The sequence below is a fragment of the Niveispirillum fermenti genome, from assembly GCF_052474395.1.
Window position 1 is genome coordinate 548,925 of sequence record NZ_CP156681.1, and the last position, 15,325, is coordinate 564,249.

The window sequence follows — 15,325 nt, forward strand, 5'->3', positions numbered from 1 at the left end:
GCCGACGGTGGAGCCAGTGCGATGCGCCCCACCATCGGCCCTGCCCCATCGCCGCCTGTCATTCCGCCAGGAAGGCGCGCACGGGCACCAGGGTCGTGACCGGGTCCTCTTCCTGCGGCATATGGCCCAGACCGGGGAAACTGACCAGCCGCGCCTGCGGCAAGGCCGCCAGGAATTTCGGCGGATCACTGGCGAACGGCACCAGCCAGTCCTTTTCCCCCCAGACCAGCAGGGTGGGCGCCTGGATGGACCGCAACTGTTCCTCCGGCTCATGCAGGATATAGTTGGACAGGCGCTGTACCTGGGCCTTGCGCACGCCGGGCGCCAGCCAGGACTGGTGATAATTGTCCAGCATCACGGCCGTCAGCCGCCCCCGGTCCCCGTAAAGCGGCCCGATCACGGCTTCCACCGTCTCACGCTTCAGCGTATAGGGCAGCATCTTCATCTGGCTGGGCAGTTCCGGCTTCCGGTCATAACCGAAGCCTGGCCGCGGGAAGCCGCCGGGCGCGATCAGCACCAGCTTTTCCACCTGTTCGGGGTGTGCGGCGGCGAAGTGCCAGGCAATCTGCCCGCCCAGCGAATTGCCGATCAGGGTGGCCCGGGTCACGCCCAGCGCATCCAGCAAGGCCTTCAACTGTTCGGCATCACGCTCCGGCGAATAGACACCCGACGGGTCCGGCCCCGTCAGGCCGTGCCCGGCCAGATCATAGCGGATGACATGGTGATCCTGCACAAGGTCGGTGGCCCAACCGTCCCAGCTTTGCAGCATGGAGGCGTTGCCATGGATCAGGACCAGCACGGGCGCGTCCGATGCCCCCTCACGCCGGACATGGAAGCGAACCCCCATGACCTCGACATAATCATCGATACTGCGCGCGAACCGCGCCTCCACATCTGCGCGCGGCAGATCCGGCGTGTAGGCCCACCAGGCGAAGCCGCCGATGCCAACCGCCGCCAGAACCAGGAGCACCAGCAGGATTTTCCCCAACAGGCGCATCTCCATCCCCTCCCTTATGTTTATGGCCGTTGCCGGCATGTTTATGGCCGTGCCGGCTGCTTCAGCATGGGCAAAGGCCCCTGCCCCGGCAAGTCAAATGAAATCCGAATCGAATTTCAAGTCACCCCTCGGGCTTGACGGGCGGACAAGCCTGGCGCATCCCTGCCCCCACCCCGGATGCCGATCCCGCCAGCAATGGACATATGACCATGACACGTCCTCTCCCCATTGTCGCCATCGACGGCCCGGCAGCGTCCGGCAAGGGCACATTGGCCCGCCGCGTCGCCGATGCCCTGGGTTTCGCCCTGCTGGACACGGGCGCGCTCTACCGCGCCGTGGCCCTGTCCATGATCCGGTCTGGGGCCGATCTGGACGACCCCGCCGCCGCCGCCGCCGCCGCCCGCGCCCTGACAGCCGACGATATTGCCCGGCTGACCGCCGACCCCGCCCTGCGCCAGGACGATACGGCGGCCGGCGCCTCCCGCGTGTCGGCCGTGACGGGTGTCCGGCTGGCCTTGCTGGAATTCCAGCGCGCCTTCGCGGCCTGCCCGCCGGGCGGGGCCGCAGGCGCCGTGCTGGACGGGCGCGACATCGGCACCGTCATCTGTCCCGACGCGCCCGTGAAACTGTTCGTGACGGCGAGCGTGGAGGTCAGGGCCCGCCGCCGCTTCGATGAATTGCGCGGCCGCGGGGAGACCCCGTCCTTCCCCGACGTGCTGGCCGACATGCAGGCCCGCGACGCCCGCGACTCCAACCGGGCCATCGCCCCCCTGGTCCCGGCCCGCGACGCCGTGGTGCTGGACAATTCCGACAAGGATGTCCGGCAATCGTTCGAGGAGGCGATGCAGGTCATCAGGGCGCGACTTCCCGCCTGACACCCCCCGCCTGACACCCATGCGTCCGGAGCGGCCGCCCGCGCGCGCTCCCCGCAACTCATTCGGTTGCGGGGAGCGCGCATCGCGGCTATATAGGCCGCCTGTCCCGAAGGACATGAAGGATCGTGACGCGAGCGGCGACCCCCGGGCCCAGGGCCCGAGCGTGTCGATGCCCGCGTTTTTGCTTGAAAAACGTCCTCGCCGGCGCTCGCCGCCGGTGCCGCCATGGCCTTCATCGGTTCCCCGCCCGGCATTCCGCCGGCGGTGAGGCCGGTATCTTCGGGACCGGGACCTGTCCGGGCAACCGGCCCGGGGCCCGCGCGCATCCAAGCCGCCGGACATGGTGTCCGGTGCGGCGGTGGCAAAGCCTTATCGGCCGGCTCGGGCGTGCCGGTTCGGGGGCGGCGTCATCGTTTGGTTCAACCCGAAACAGTCTGCCCATTGGAGTTCAAATGGCACAGGTTTCCGCCGCGAAGGAAAGCTTCGCCGCTCTGCTTGAAGAATTGTTCGGCTCTTCCGACAGCCTGGAAGGCACCGTCGTCAAGGGTCGCATCCTCAGCATCGACAACGACATGGTGCTGATCGATGTCGGCCTGAAGTCCGAGGGCCGCGTCGCCCTGAAGGAATTCGCCGTCCCGGGCCAGCCGGTGGAACTGAAGGCCGGTGACACGGTCGAAGTCTACCTGGAGCGTATGGAAGACAAGAACGGCGAAGCCGTCCTGTCGCGTGAAAAGGCCAAGCGCGAGGAAGCCTGGACCCTGCTGGAAAAGTCCTTCACGGACCAGTCCCGCGTCACCGGCATCATCTTCGGCCGCGTCAAGGGTGGCTTCACCGTCGATCTGAACGGCGCCGTGGCCTTCCTGCCGGGCAGCCAGGTCGATATCCGTCCGGTGCGCGACATCGCCCCGCTGATGGGCACGCCGCAGCCGTTCCAGATCCTGAAGATGGACCGCTCGCGCGGCAACATCGTCGTTTCCCGCCGCGCCGTGCTGGAAGAAAGCCGTGCGGAAGCCCGCTCCGAGCTGGTCGCCTCCCTCAAGGAAGGCCAGGTTCTGCAGGGCGTGGTCAAGAACATCACCGATTACGGTGCGTTCGTTGACCTGGGTGGCGTTGACGGCCTGCTGCACGTCACCGACATCGCCTGGCGCCGCATCAACCACCCGTCCGAAGCCCTGCAGATCGGCCAGACCGTCACGGTCCAGGTCATCCGCTTCAACCCGGAGACCCAGCGCATCAGCCTCGGCATGAAGCAGCTGGAAGCCGATCCGTGGGAGGGCGTGGAAGCCAAGTACCCGCCGCAGGCCAAGTTCAAGGGCCGCGTCACCAACATCACCGACTACGGCGCCTTCGTGGAGCTGGAGCCGGGTATCGAGGGTCTGGTCCACGTCTCCGAGATGAGCTGGACCAAGAAGAACGTCCATCCGGGCAAGATCGTTTCCACCTCGCAGGAAGTGGAAGTGATGGTCCTGGACGTCGATCCGGTGAAGCGCCGTATCTCGCTGGGTCTGAAGCAGACCATGCAGAACCCCTGGGAAGCCTTCGTCGAGAAGTTCCCGGGCGGCACCGAGCTGGAAGGCGAGGTCAAGAACATCACCGAATTCGGTCTGTTCGTTGGTCTGCCGGGCGACATCGACGGCATGGTCCACCTGTCCGATCTGGACTGGAACACCCCGGGCGAGCAGGCGATCCAGGAATACAAGAAGGGCGATCAGGTCAAGGTCAAGGTCCTGGACGTTGACGTTGAGAAGGAGCGCATCTCGCTCGGCATCAAGCAGCTTGCTTCCGATCCGTTCGAGAGCGCCGCTGCCGGCATCAAGAAGGGCGAGGTCGTCACCTGCACCGTGACCCAGATCACCGAAGGCGGGATCGAGGTCGAGGTGGGTGAAGGCTTCACCGGCTTCATCCGCAAGTCCGACCTGTCGCGCGAGCGTTCCGAGCAGCGCCCCGACCGCTTCGCCGTTGGCGAAAAGGTCGATGCCAAGGTCACCCAGGTCGATCGCGGTTCCCGCAAGATCGGCCTGTCGATCAAGGCCAAGGAAGTCGAGGAAGAGAAGACCGCCATGGCCGAGTACGGCTCGTCCGACAGCGGCGCTTCCCTGGGCGACATCCTGGGTGCGGCCCTGAAGCGCAGGCAGCAGAACGACTGATCCGGCAACGGATCAGCCCTCTGCCAGGGTTGAGAGTAGCGAAGGCCGCCGGGGTGACCCGGCGGCCTTTTGCTTGTGCGGCTCGGCTGCCGCATTTCCTGCAATCCTGTGCGGGAGACAGGGATTGGGCCGCGCCGTCCGCCTGGATATCGTCCAGTCCCGGGGGTTGCCGGCGGCCAGGCCAACCGGTCTCCGCGAAGGTCGCAGCCGACACGGTGGAGCTTTTGCCCTGTCCCGCGCCGACCGACTGCCCCCTCTCCTTATCCTTAACCCCTCACCTGCTTCACCCAGGCATCCACCTGCCCTTCCAGCACGGTCAGGGGCAGGCCGCCGGACCCCAGCACGACATCGTGGAAACCCTTGATGTCGAACCTGTCCCCCAGGGCCGCCCGGGCCTTTTCCCGCAATTCCAGGATCTTCAACTGGCCCAGCTTGTAGGCGCAGGCCTGGCCGGGCATGACGATGTAGCGGTCGATCTCGATCGTCACGGCCGCCTCGTTCATGCCCGTGGTGTCGCGCATGTAGGTGATGGCTTCTTCACGGGTCCAGCGCTTGGCATGCAGGCCGGTATCGACCACCAGCCGCACGGCCCGGAACAGTTCGGCGCGCAGCCGGCCCAGATCGCCATGGGGATCGTCCTCGTACATGCCCATTTCCTTGGCCAGAAGCTCGGCATAGAGCGCCCAGCCCTCCGCATAGGCCGTAAAGGGATAGACCTTGCGGAAGGTCGGCACGTCCTGGATGTTCTGGGCCAGGGCCAGTTGGAAATGATGGCCTGGCACGGCCTCGTGATAGACCAGGGTGGGCAGGCCGAACTTGGCCTCCCGCGATTTTTCCCCCAGGTTGATATAGAAGATGCCGGGGCGCGAACCGTCCAGCGCGGGGGGATTGTAATAGCCGCCGGGGGCCGTCGCCTCCGCATAATCGGGCACGGCCTGGATATCCAGCGGCTGCGGCGGCAATGTGCGGAACCAGTCGCCCGATTTGGCCAGGATCGTATCACTCATCCGTTTCAGATCAGCCAGTTCCTGGGCGCGGCCTTCGGGGCCGGGCGGGTAATGCTGGGCCGGGTCCTGTTCAAGCTGCGCGACGCGCTCTGCCACCGTGCCGTCCGGGTGCCCCAGCCCCTGCAACAGCGCATCCATCTCCCCCGTTATGCGTGCCACCTCCGACAAGCCGATCTGGTGGATCGTTTCGGGATCGATATCGACTGTGGTGTTGGCACGCAAAGCGGCGCGATAGAACCGTTCCCCATCGGGCAGGCGCCAGACGCCGGCATCGGCCGTGGCCTTGGGCCTGATTTCCTGCCGCAACAGTGCGGCCAGATCGCGATAGGCGGGATAGACATCCTGTTCCACCGCCGCCGTTGCGGCGGCCAACAGGCGCTGGCGATCCGCATCGCCGACACCGGCCTTTTCAAGGCGCGCAGCGAAGGTGGCGACAAGCGGGTTTTCCGCCACGGGCCCGGCCGTGAAGCCGTCCAGCACGACCAGCGCCTTGTCGACCACGAAATCGGGCGGCACGACGCCGGCCCGCGCCTGTTCCCTGACCGCATCGGCCAGTTGCGTGAATTTCGGCCGTACCGCCTGCAGGCGGCTGACATAGCGTTCGGCCGACTTCACATCCTTCACGACATGGGCATTCGTCAGGAACTGCGGCAGCCTGACGGGAACGGAGAAAAGCTGGTCCACCGGATAGAGCCCGGCCGCCGCCGTGACCCATGGAAAATCCAGCAAGTCGAGCTGGGTGCGGTAGAATTCCAGCATCACCTGCTGCGACACCGCCTTCTGGCCCGTCAGGCCCGTGAAACCCTCGATCTCCTTGATATAGGCCGTCAGGTCCCGGCGGGTGCGTGCCAGATCATCCGGGCTGATCCGGTCCAGCTTGCCGGAATGGAAGTCCAGCAGCGTGCCATCGACAAAGCCCAACTGCGTCAGCAGTTCCGGACTGTCCATGATTTGGGCAAGCGTCTGACGCTCCACCGTCGGATGAATGGGCAGCGGGCCCCACAACCCCCAGGCCACCGCCACGGCAGCCAGACCGACGACACCCCCGACGGTGCCCAACAGAACGCGCTTCAATTTCATCGTGATGTTCCCCACATTCTTGCTTGCCGGCCGATGGTCCGATCACCGGTCGCGGAATGACCAGCCTACAATGGCCGGGCCGCCGCGACCAGGGGGCCAAGCCCCGGCACCGGGCCATTGCGCCCGCCCCGGCCGGAACCAGCGCCGCCTTGCCATTTGCCAATCGGGGCCAATCGCGGCACTCTGCGCGCCGGCGGAAGAACGATAAGGGGACGGCAGGCGCATGGGCGTGGCGATGGGCACCATCGATCTGGCCGTGGAGCCGGATTTCCATCTGGGCCCCTGGCTGGTCCGCCCGTCGCTGGGGCTGGCGCTACGCGACGGTGCGGAGGTGCGGCTGGAACCGCGCGTACTTCAAACCCTGATCGTGCTGGTCCGGGCCGGGGGGCGCACCGTGTCGCGGGCCGAACTGATGCGTACCGCCTGGGGGCTGGAGGTCAGTGACGACGCCATCGGCCGCTGCATCGGCCGGCTGCGGGCCGTGCTGACCGTGGATGGCGTGATCACCTTCGAAACCATCCCCAAGATCGGTTATCGGCTGATTATTCCGGATACAGAACAAGATATCGTTGCGGAATCGAAACAAGTAGACAGCCCCGCAACGGCACCCGATGGGCCAGCGGCCACGGCACCCCGCCGGCCAGGCCTGCTGCTGGGCGCCGCCATCCTGGCCCTGGCGGGGGTGGCCGGACTGTGGCTGGCGTTGGGGGGGCCGGCGGCGGCGCCGACAGCCACGGTCCTGCCCCTGACCAGCGATCCGGGGCAGGAGATGCATCCCGCCATCAGCCCCGGCGGCGGACAGATCGTCTATGCCGCCGATCGGGCCGGGCAAGGCTTCGACCTCTGGCTGCAGTCGCTGTCCGGCGGCACGCCCGTGCGCCTGACGGACGACCGGGCGCATGACCTGTTCCCCGCCTGGTCACCCGATGGCGGCCGCATCGCCTTCATCCGCAGCGAGGCGGGCAAGCCGTGCCGCATCCTGGTCCGGCCCGTGCCGTCCGGTCCGGAACGCCCGGTGGGCGCCTGCACCACCTATCGCGAAACCCAGCCCGTCTGGCTGGACGCAGACCATCTGGCCTTCAGCGAGCGGGCCGCCAGGGGCGAGCCGGCCCGCATATGGTCCCTGGCCCTGTCGGGCGAGCGGGCCGGCACGCTTGTCCCCCTGACCGACCCGCCGGCCGGCCAGGCGGGTGACAGCGACCCCGCCATATCCCCCGATGGCCGGCGGCTGGCCTTCATGCGCCATCTGGGCGTCGGCGTCAGCGAGGTGCATGTGCGCGATCTGGCCACGGGCCGCGAAACCCGCGTGACACAGGATGGGCGGAAGCTGCACGGGGTGGTCTGGTCGGGTGACGGGCGCTGGCTTTATGTCTCGTCCAGCCGCACGGGCGATTTCGGCCTTTGGCGTTTCGACCCGGACGGGCGGCAGCCGCCGCAGCGCATCGCCCCCGGCCTGAATCTGCTGGGCCGGGTGGCGGCCGGCGGCGACCGGGTGGCGGCAGAGGTGCGGACCAACCGTTCCGCCCTGCTGCGGCTGGAGCCCGATGGCGGCACCAGCCCGGCCATCCCGCCCAGCACGCGCCTGGACTGGGACCCCGATGTGTCCCCTGACGGGGCCATCGCCTTCGCCTCCGACCGGACGGGCATGTTCGAGATCTGGGTGGCCGACCCCGGCGCGGCACCCGTCCCCGTGACGCAGTTCGGGGGCGCCTATACCCAGTCGCCCCGCTGGGCGCCCGACGGGCGGCGGCTGGCCCTGATTTCCACGGTGGACGGCAATCCCGGCCTGTTCATCCTGGAAAGGGCCAGCGGCCGGCTGACCCGCGTCGCCGCCGAACCGGGGGTGGAGGACCGGGCCCCCGCCTGGTCCCGGGATGGGAGACGGCTCTATTTCGCGTCCAACCGGCAGGGTGACTGGCGCATCTGGCTGAGCCGCCCGCCCTACAGGGAGGCCATGCCCATCACCGGGCCCGGCTGGCGCGCCGCCAAGGAGAGCGCGGACGGCAAATGGCTCTATCTGGCCCATGCGACGCAGCGCGGCCTGTGGCGTCAGCCCGCCGATGGCGGCCCGGCCGAGAAGATCAGCGAGGTGCTGGACCCCTATGACGTGGAGAATTGGGTAACCGGCCCGGCCGGCGTGCATCTGGTGGAACGGGTGCCGCAGCAGGGTGCCCGCATCCTGCTGCTGCCGGCCGATGGTGGGGAGCCGCGGATCGTGGCGCCGCTGCCCGACGCGCTTTACAAATCCTCCCTGGCGATCGACCCCGAGGGGCGGCTGGTGGCCGGGGAACATCAGGGCACCATGGTCGATATCGTCGATATCCGCATCGCCGCCCCCTGATCCCTTCCACCGGCCCACCCCTCACCGGCCGAACATCGTCACCGGCGGGCCCGATCCGCCGGTTGACCGGGCCATCGGCAGAATATCGGGGTTCCGCCGGCCAACCGTCGGGCCATCCCGCTTTCCCCCCGCCGCCATCCGCCCCACCCTGTGCCGCGACCGACGAGCCGGACAGCCGGCAGCACAGGGTGACAGGACGGAAGGGCGGAATGCGTTACGAGATCGAGGTGAATGGCCAGCCCCGCATTGTGGATGTCCCGGAGGACATGCCGCTTCTGTGGGTGCTGCGCGACATGCTGGGCCTGACGGGCACCAAGTTCGGCTGCGGCATCGCCCAATGCGGCGCCTGTACCGTGCAGCTTGACGGGTTTCCCGTGCGAAGCTGCCAGTTCCCCATGGAGCAGTTCGACGGCCAGAAGGTGACGACCGTGGAAGGCCTGTCGCCCGATCGGTCGCATCCGCTGCAAAAGGCCTGGATCGAGGGGCAGGTGCCGCAATGCGGCTATTGCCAGTCGGGCATGCTGATGGCCGCCGAGGCGCTGCTGCGCGAGAAGCCCCAGCCCAGCGACGCCGATATCGACGATGCCATCACCAACCTGTGCCGCTGCGGCACCTATCCCCGCATCCGTCGCGCCATCCGCGTGGCCGCCGGCATGCCCCCGGCCTGATCCGGCCCGCAACCTTTTCCAAGGGAGACGCCATCATGGCCATCGCACTTTCCCGCCGCAGCCTGCTGCGCGCCACGGGCGCCGGACTGACCCTGACCCTGCTGCCGGGCGGCGCGCTTGCCGTCGCGCCCCCCGGCGGTGCCCTGACACCTGCCGCCCCCGGTGGGGGCTCCACGGTCAATGACTGGCTGCATGTCGCCAGTGACGGTTCCATCACCATCTTCTCCAACGCGCAGGAAATGGGCCAGGGCGGTTTCAGCGGCGTGGCCCAGATGCTGGCAGAGGAATTGTGCGTGCCCTGGGACCGGGTGACCGTGAAGACGGCGCCGCTGAAGGTGGGCATGGGCATGGGGTCGGGCCGGGCGCACTGGACCGGCGGCAGTTCATCCATCCGTACCCAATGGGACCGGCTGCGCCGCGCCGGGGCCGCCGCCCGGCAGATGCTGGTGGCGGCCGGGGCCGCCCACCTGGACGTGCCGGCCGCGGAATGCCGGGCCATGGAGGGCGGCGTGCATCATGCGCCCAGCGGGCGCCACGTGGATTATGCCGTCATCGCCGATGCGGCCGCGCGTCAGCCCGTGCCGGAAGCGCCCGAGCCGCTGCCCCGGTCGCAATGGCGGCTGATCGGCCGGCCGCTGCCACGTAAGGATATCCCGGCAAAGGTGGATGGCAGTGCCGTCTTCGCCACCGATGTCCAGGTGCCGGGCCTGCTGTCCGCTACGCTGATGCAGAGCCCCGTTTTCGGCGGCCGGCTGGTTTCCGTCGATCCGGCCCCGGCGCTGCGTATACCCGGCGTGCGCCATGTCGTGCCGGTCATGGGGGTGGAGATCACCATCCCCGGCCTGCCCCAGCCCATGGTGATGGCCGATGCCGTGGCCGTCGTGGCCAGCCATTGGTGGGCCGCCCGCCAGGGGCTTCTGGCCCTGTCGCCGGTCTGGGACAATCAGGGCAAGGACGATCTGGACACCGACGGCATGCATGCCGCCATCATGGCCCGGCTGAATGGTCCGGGCATCGTCCGTGTGGCCGAGGGCCAGGACGAGGCGGAACAGCGCAGCCTGCACGAGGCCGGCATGGCCCGCGCCACCCGCCGGTTCAGTGGGGATTACCGTGTCCCCGCCCTGGCGCATGCGCAGATGGAGCCGCTGTCGGCCGTGGTCCATATCACGTCCGACGCGGCGGAAGCCTGGACGGGCAGCCAAGCCCCCTCCTCCGTCCGGCGCATCGTGGCCGGGGCCGCCGGCCTGACGCTGGAACAGGTCACGACGCATACGCTGGTGTCGGGCGGCGGATTCGGCCGGCGCTTCATCGATGATTACGTCGCCTATGCCGCCATCCTGTCGCGGTCGGTCCGCGCTCCGGTGAAACTGGTCTATACGCGGGAAGAGGATATGGCCCAGGGCCGCTACCGCACGGCCACGGCCTGCCGCATCACGGCGGGGCTGGGCCCGGACGGCTTGCCCACCGCCGTCCATACGCATTGCGTTCCGGCCGGCGGCGATGTCCTGCTGTCCATGGCCAGGCCGGGCCATGCCGGACAACCGGACCACCAGCCCAGCTATTACCTGCCCGCTTCCCTGGCTGCCGTGACGCAGGCGGACCTGCCCGTCCCCTTCGGTCCCTGGCGGGCACCGGGCAGCACACAATGCGCCTTCTTCTTCGAAACCTTCGTCGATGAACTGGCCGAACAGGCGGGACAGGACCCGCTGGCCTATCGCCGCCGGCTGCTGGCCGACAACCCCCGCGCGCTGCGCGTGCTGGACGCGGCGGCCGCGGCGGCCGGCTGGGGCCGTGCCCTGCCGGCGGGCCGGGGACTGGGGCTGGCCATCTGGAACAGTTTCGAAGCGATCGCCGCCCAGGTGGTGGAGGTGGAGGTATCCGACCGGCGGCTGCGGGTCACCAGGGTCTGGTGTGCCTTCGATTGCGGCACGGCCGTCAATCCCGACAGCGTGCGGGCCCAGGGGGAGGGATCGATTCTGATGGCCCTGTCCGCGACATTGGCAGAGAAGGTGGAACTGGCCAAAGGAGCCGTGACCAGCCTGAATTTCGACCAGTACCCCCTGCTGCGCCTGGAACAGATGCCGGAAATTGAGATCATCCTGCTGGAAAGTCCCGACGCCCCCGTCGGCGGGGCCGGGGAACCCATGACCCCGCCATTGCCCCCCGCCCTGGCCAACGCGCTGTTCGCCGTGACGGGAAGGCGCATCCGGTCGCTGCCGCTGACCGATCACGGCTTCATCACCGACCTTTAGGCCAGGCACCCGCCGGCTGGAGAGCCGGGTACTGCCCCCCGCCGGCTGGAGAGCCGGCTACTGCAAGCTCATCAGCGCATCGACATGGCGCATCCGGCCGGGGCAGACCAGGTCCAGATGCGCCACCCGCACCGAATGCAACCGGCCATCCAGGTTGGAAGACCAGAAATCCAGGAACCGGCGCAGAACCGGAAAGCGGGGCGCCAGATCCAGTTCCTGCCAGACATAGGTCTGCAGCAGGCCGGGATGGTCGGGCATGTGGTATAGTATTTCCGCCGTGGTCAGGCGGTAATCCTGCAATTGCCGGGACAGGCTGGACCGGGAAGCGACCATGGAACCTCCTTTCACCAATCCGGGTTTTCACCGTGCGGGATGGTCTTCCCATCCCACCCGGAAAAGTCTGCCAGCAAATCGCAATCTTGTGAATATTGTTTATATATCAAAGCACTAGTAGCATAACGCCGGGAGTGCTGCCAAACGGCCATTGCCGTCCGCGCCGGGCGGATGCTACCTTTGCTGTATGGATGAAACCATTTACACACGCATAGGAAGGTTTTACCCCTGGCTGCGCATGGTAACGCGGCGGGGGCTGGACCTGCTGCTGCCCCCGCGCTGCCTGTCCTGCGGGGTGGAGGTGGGGGAGCCCGGCGCGCTGTGCCCCGGCTGCTGGCAGGGGATCTCCTTCATCGCGGCCCCGCACTGTGCCCGCTGCGGCCTGCCGTTCGATTACGACCCCCTGGGCCAGGGGGGTGGCGGGCTGGTCTGCGGGGCCTGCATCGCACGGCCGCCGCCCTTTGACCGCTGCCGGTCCGTCTTCGCCTATGACGATGCCAGCCGCCGGCTGGTCCTGGGCTTCAAGCATGGGGACCGGACGGACTGCGCCACGGCCTTCGGCCAGTGGCTGGCGCGGGCGGGGGCCGGTTTGCTGACGGATGAGAGGGTGCTGGTCGCGCCCGTGCCGCTGCACCGCTGGCGCCTGCTGCGCCGCCGCTACAACCAGTCGGCGCTGCTGGCGACGGCCCTGGGCCGGCGGGCGGGGCGGGAGGTGATCCCCGACCTGCTGCTGCGCCGGCGGGCCACGCCCAGCCAGGGCGGGCTGACGGCCAAGGGCCGCGTGCGCAATGTCGCCGGGGCCTTCGGGCTGAACGACCGCTGGGCGGGCCGGGTCCGGGGCGCGCGCATCCTGCTGGTGGATGATGTGTTCACCACGGGGGCCACGGTGGGGGAGTGCGTGCGGGTGCTTAGGCGGGGTGGCGCGGCGGCCGTGGATGTGCTGACCCTGGCGCGCGTGGTGCGTCCCGTGGCGCTGGACGCCGTGGAGCCGGACGCCGTGGAGCCGGAGGACAACTGACAGCCCTCCCCCTTGCGGACGGGCGGGGGTGCATTGCAGCGACAATCCCTTTGCCCCGCGCCATTCCGCGTCCATATTGGAAGATAGCAGCCTTACCGAAGATCACCACAGGATCGGACATGCCCGCGCCCAAGGTCGAAATCTATACCAGCCCCTGGTGTGGCTATTGCACGCGCGCCAAGCGCCTGCTGGACGGCAAGGGCGTGGCGTATGAGGAGATCGACATCATGGCCGACCCCGGACGCCGGCCGGAAATGGTGGACCGCGCCGGCGGCCGCACCAGCGTGCCGCAGGTCTTCATCGACGGCCGGCATGTCGGCGGCTGCGACGATACCTATGCCCTGGAACGGGCGGGCAAGCTTGACCCGCTGCTGGGCATCGGGGCCTGACATCATGACGGATGCGCCTTCGCTGCTGCGCGCCGCCCTGGTGCAGGTCAATGCCGGTCCGGAAATCGCCCCCAACCTGGAACAGGCGGGCCTTTTCGTGCGCCAGGCCGTGGAACAGGGGGCGCGGCTTGTCTGCCTGCCGGAGAATGTCTCCATGATGGTGCAGGGGCGGCAGAATGTGCTGGCCCGCGTGAAGCCGGAGGCCGAGCATCCCGGCGTCCCCTTCTTCCGCGATCTGGCCCGCGAGACGGGTGCCTGGATCATGACGGGCACGCTGGGCTGCCTGCTGCCCGACGGCCGCGTGGCCAACCGCGCCTTTGTGATCTCCCCGCAGGGCGGGATCGAAGCGCGGTACGACAAGATCCACATGTTCGATGTGGATCTGGCCGATGGCGAAAGCTACCGCGAAAGCGCCACCTACCGCCCCGGCGAACAGGCCGTGGTGGCGGCTACGCCCTGGGGCGGGCTGGGCCTGACCATCTGCTATGATGTGCGCTTCCCCCATCTCTACCGGGCGCTGGCCAAGGCCGGGGCTTCCATCATCACGGTCCCGGCCGCCTTCACCGTGCCCACGGGTCGGGCGCACTGGCATGTGCTGCTGCGCGCCCGCGCGATCGAGACGGGATGCTTCATCCTGGCGCCGGCCCAGACCGGGATGCATGATGGCGGGCGCGGCACCTATGGCCATTCCGTCATCATCAGCCCCTGGGGCGAGGTCCTGGCCGATGGCGGGCAGGAGCCGGGCATCGTGCTGGCCGACCTGGACCTGTCCAAGGTAGCGGAGGCGCGGCGCATGGTGCCCAGCCTGATGCATGACCGGCCCTTCGCCGGACCCTGATCCCCATGTCGCGGCGCTGGAAAATCACCGTCGAGTTCGATGGCCGTCCCTTCCTGGGCTGGCAGCGGCAGGACCATGGCCCCTCCGTCCAGGCCTGCCTGGAAGAGGCGGTCCACCGCTTCGCCCAGGAGCGCGTGACGGTGCATGCCGCCGGCCGCACCGACAGCGGCGTGCATGCCACGGCCATGGTCGCCAGCTTCGATCTGGAAAAGGATGTCGGGGCCGAAAAGGTCCGCGACGCCCTGAACTACCATCTGAAGCCCAATCCCGTCGCGGTGCTGCGGGCCGAGGCGATGGAGGGCGACTTCCACGCTCGCTTTTCCTGTATCGGCCGGTCCTATCTCTATCGCATCGTCAACCGGCGGGCACCGCTGGCCCTGGATGCCGGGCGGGCCTGGCTGGTGTCGCACCCGCTGGATGCCGATGCCATGCATGCGGCCGCACAGCGACTGGTGGGCCAGCATGATTTCACCAGCTTCCGCGCCTCCCTGTGCCAGGCCGCCAGCCCCGTGAAGACGCTGGCTGAACTGTCCGTCGGCCGGGTGGGGGAGGAGGTGCGGATCGTGGCCCGCGCCCGGTCCTTCCTGCACCATCAGGTACGCAACATGGTGGGCACGCTTAAGATGGTGGGCGAGGGACGCTGGACCGCCGATGACGTGTCGTCGGCCCTGGCCGCCCGCAACCGGTCGGCCGCGGGCCAGACGGCCCCGGCCGATGGTCTTTACTTCACGCACGCCTTCTATCCGGGCGAACGGTTCGACGATCCCGTCACATGATCCTTGGTCCCAGGGCCCCATCCTCCACCAGGGGATAGGTTGCGGCATCGGGCAGTTGGTAATGCCACCATTCGTTCATGTAATGCTGCCAGCCGGCCGCCGCCATGATGCCCAGCAGCAGGGCGCGGTTGCGCTGGGCCGCCACGGGAATGCGCGTATCCGCGTGAAAGGCGATGGGGCGCATGTCATCGAAGCCGGTGCCCATCTCCAGCGGCACCCCGTCCGGTGCCGCCAGCGTCAGGTCCACCGCAACGCCGCGCCCATGGCTGGACCCGATGCGCGGATCAGCGATAAAGGTCGGATCGGGCAGCGCGTTCCACAGGGCCCATTGCGCCGCCGGCGGACGGTAGCCATCGAAGACGCGCAGCCGCAGCCCCTGCGCCGCCGCCAGACCGATGGCCCGCGACAGGGCCGCGGCAGCAGCCGGATGCAGCAGGCAGAGCGGCCGCGCGAAGATCGGCCTTCCCGTCAGATTGTCGGCCGTGGCATAGCGAAGATCGAGATCGACGTCGAAATCCGGCGGGGCGATGGGGACGAACCGCATGGGACGGGCCTTTGTCGTTCGGGGGCCGGACCTGGATAGCGGAACCGGATGCGGATGGAT

Annotated in this window: 13 protein-coding genes; 9 read left to right on the forward strand and 4 right to left on the reverse strand. The window is 68.4% G+C overall.

Annotation, left to right across the window (positions count from 1 at the left end; all coding sequences use genetic code 11):
* Positions 1-58: 58 nt before the first annotated feature.
* Positions 59-997 carry an alpha/beta fold hydrolase gene (locus tag ABC728_RS13995; RefSeq protein ID WP_416618954.1) on the reverse strand — a complete coding sequence of 313 codons (939 nt, stop codon included), beginning with the start codon at positions 995-997 and terminating at the stop codon, positions 59-61.
* Between the two features lie 209 nt (positions 998-1,206).
* On the opposite strand from ABC728_RS13995, the gene cmk reads away from it, so the two are divergent.
* Together cmk and rpsA are read left to right on the forward strand one after the other, a co-directional pair.
* On the forward strand, positions 1,207-1,872 hold the full coding sequence (gene cmk, locus ABC728_RS14000) for a (d)CMP kinase (RefSeq protein WP_416618955.1): 666 nt from the start codon (positions 1,207-1,209) through the stop codon (positions 1,870-1,872).
* A gap of 452 nt (positions 1,873-2,324) precedes the next feature.
* Entirely contained in the window at positions 2,325-4,019 is a 1,695-nt protein-coding gene (gene rpsA, locus ABC728_RS14005) for a 30S ribosomal protein S1 (RefSeq protein WP_445376577.1), read from the forward strand.
* A 266-nt stretch (positions 4,020-4,285) separates the two neighbouring features.
* On the opposite strand, the gene ABC728_RS14010 is transcribed toward rpsA, so the two are convergent.
* Positions 4,286-6,106 carry a DUF885 domain-containing protein gene (locus ABC728_RS14010; RefSeq protein ID WP_416618956.1) on the reverse strand — a complete coding sequence of 607 codons (1,821 nt, stop codon included), beginning with the start codon at positions 6,104-6,106 and terminating at the stop codon, positions 4,286-4,288.
* Positions 6,107-6,329: 223 nt separating this feature from the next.
* Between ABC728_RS14010 and ABC728_RS14015 the strand changes: the two genes are divergently transcribed.
* From ABC728_RS14015 to ABC728_RS14025, 3 genes are all read left to right on the forward strand, one after another.
* The gene (locus ABC728_RS14015; RefSeq protein ID WP_416618957.1) at positions 6,330-8,447 is read left to right on the forward strand and encodes a winged helix-turn-helix domain-containing protein; all 2,118 of its coding nucleotides are present in this window, start codon (positions 6,330-6,332) and stop codon (positions 8,445-8,447) included.
* A gap of 209 nt (positions 8,448-8,656) precedes the next feature.
* A complete protein-coding gene (locus ABC728_RS14020) occupies positions 8,657-9,115 on the forward strand; it encodes a (2Fe-2S)-binding protein (protein ID WP_416618958.1) in 459 nt (152 codons plus the stop codon).
* A gap of 35 nt (positions 9,116-9,150) precedes the next feature.
* A complete protein-coding gene (locus ABC728_RS14025; protein WP_416618959.1) occupies positions 9,151-11,367 on the forward strand; it encodes a xanthine dehydrogenase family protein molybdopterin-binding subunit in 2,217 nt (738 codons plus the stop codon).
* A 57-nt stretch (positions 11,368-11,424) separates the two neighbouring features.
* Here the strand turns inward: ABC728_RS14025 and ABC728_RS14030 are convergent, their stop codons facing one another.
* The gene (locus tag ABC728_RS14030; protein ID WP_416618960.1) at positions 11,425-11,700 is read right to left on the reverse strand and encodes an usg protein; all 276 of its coding nucleotides are present in this window, start codon (positions 11,698-11,700) and stop codon (positions 11,425-11,427) included.
* Between the two features lie 238 nt (positions 11,701-11,938).
* Here ABC728_RS14030 and ABC728_RS14035 point away from each other — a divergent pair, with 238 nt between their 5' ends.
* From ABC728_RS14035 to truA, 4 genes are all read left to right on the forward strand, one after another.
* Positions 11,939-12,718, forward strand: a complete 780-nt coding sequence (locus ABC728_RS14035; protein WP_416618961.1) for a double zinc ribbon domain-containing protein — start codon at positions 11,939-11,941, stop codon at positions 12,716-12,718.
* A 119-nt stretch (positions 12,719-12,837) separates the two neighbouring features.
* Positions 12,838-13,107 (forward strand): glutaredoxin 3, encoded by a 270-nt coding sequence (gene grxC, locus ABC728_RS14040; RefSeq protein ID WP_416618962.1) that lies wholly within the window; start codon positions 12,838-12,840, stop codon positions 13,105-13,107.
* A gap of 4 nt (positions 13,108-13,111) precedes the next feature.
* A complete protein-coding gene (locus ABC728_RS14045; protein ID WP_416618963.1) occupies positions 13,112-13,945 on the forward strand; it encodes a carbon-nitrogen hydrolase family protein in 834 nt (277 codons plus the stop codon).
* 5 nt (positions 13,946-13,950) lie between these two features.
* On the forward strand, positions 13,951-14,721 hold the full coding sequence (gene truA, locus ABC728_RS14050) for a tRNA pseudouridine(38-40) synthase TruA (protein ID WP_416618964.1): 771 nt from the start codon (positions 13,951-13,953) through the stop codon (positions 14,719-14,721).
* Here the strand turns inward: truA and ddpX are convergent.
* Positions 14,714-15,265: a D-alanyl-D-alanine dipeptidase gene (ddpX, locus tag ABC728_RS14055; RefSeq protein WP_416618965.1), complete on the reverse strand. Its 552-nt coding sequence runs from the start codon at positions 15,263-15,265 to the stop codon at positions 14,714-14,716. The genes truA and ddpX overlap by 8 nt on opposite strands.
* Positions 15,266-15,325: the final 60 nt, after the last annotated feature.

Coding starts and splice junctions, on each gene's coding strand:
- ABC728_RS13995 (WP_416618954.1), bottom strand. CDS start 997: ATGCGCCTGTTGGGGAAAATCCTGCTGGTGCTCCTGGTTCTGGCGGCG.
- cmk (WP_416618955.1), top strand. CDS start 1,207: ATGACACGTCCTCTCCCCATTGTCGCCATCGACGGCCCGGCAGCGTCC.
- rpsA (WP_445376577.1), top strand. CDS start 2,325: ATGGCACAGGTTTCCGCCGCGAAGGAAAGCTTCGCCGCTCTGCTTGAA.
- ABC728_RS14010 (WP_416618956.1), bottom strand. CDS start 6,106: ATGAAATTGAAGCGCGTTCTGTTGGGCACCGTCGGGGGTGTCGTCGGT.
- ABC728_RS14015 (WP_416618957.1), top strand. CDS start 6,330: ATGGGCGTGGCGATGGGCACCATCGATCTGGCCGTGGAGCCGGATTTC.
- ABC728_RS14020 (WP_416618958.1), top strand. CDS start 8,657: ATGCGTTACGAGATCGAGGTGAATGGCCAGCCCCGCATTGTGGATGTC.
- ABC728_RS14025 (WP_416618959.1), top strand. CDS start 9,151: ATGGCCATCGCACTTTCCCGCCGCAGCCTGCTGCGCGCCACGGGCGCC.
- ABC728_RS14030 (WP_416618960.1), bottom strand. CDS start 11,700: ATGGTCGCTTCCCGGTCCAGCCTGTCCCGGCAATTGCAGGATTACCGC.
- ABC728_RS14035 (WP_416618961.1), top strand. CDS start 11,939: ATGGTAACGCGGCGGGGGCTGGACCTGCTGCTGCCCCCGCGCTGCCTG.
- grxC (WP_416618962.1), top strand. CDS start 12,838: ATGCCCGCGCCCAAGGTCGAAATCTATACCAGCCCCTGGTGTGGCTAT.
- ABC728_RS14045 (WP_416618963.1), top strand. CDS start 13,112: ATGACGGATGCGCCTTCGCTGCTGCGCGCCGCCCTGGTGCAGGTCAAT.
- truA (WP_416618964.1), top strand. CDS start 13,951: ATGTCGCGGCGCTGGAAAATCACCGTCGAGTTCGATGGCCGTCCCTTC.
- ddpX (WP_416618965.1), bottom strand. CDS start 15,265: ATGCGGTTCGTCCCCATCGCCCCGCCGGATTTCGACGTCGATCTCGAT.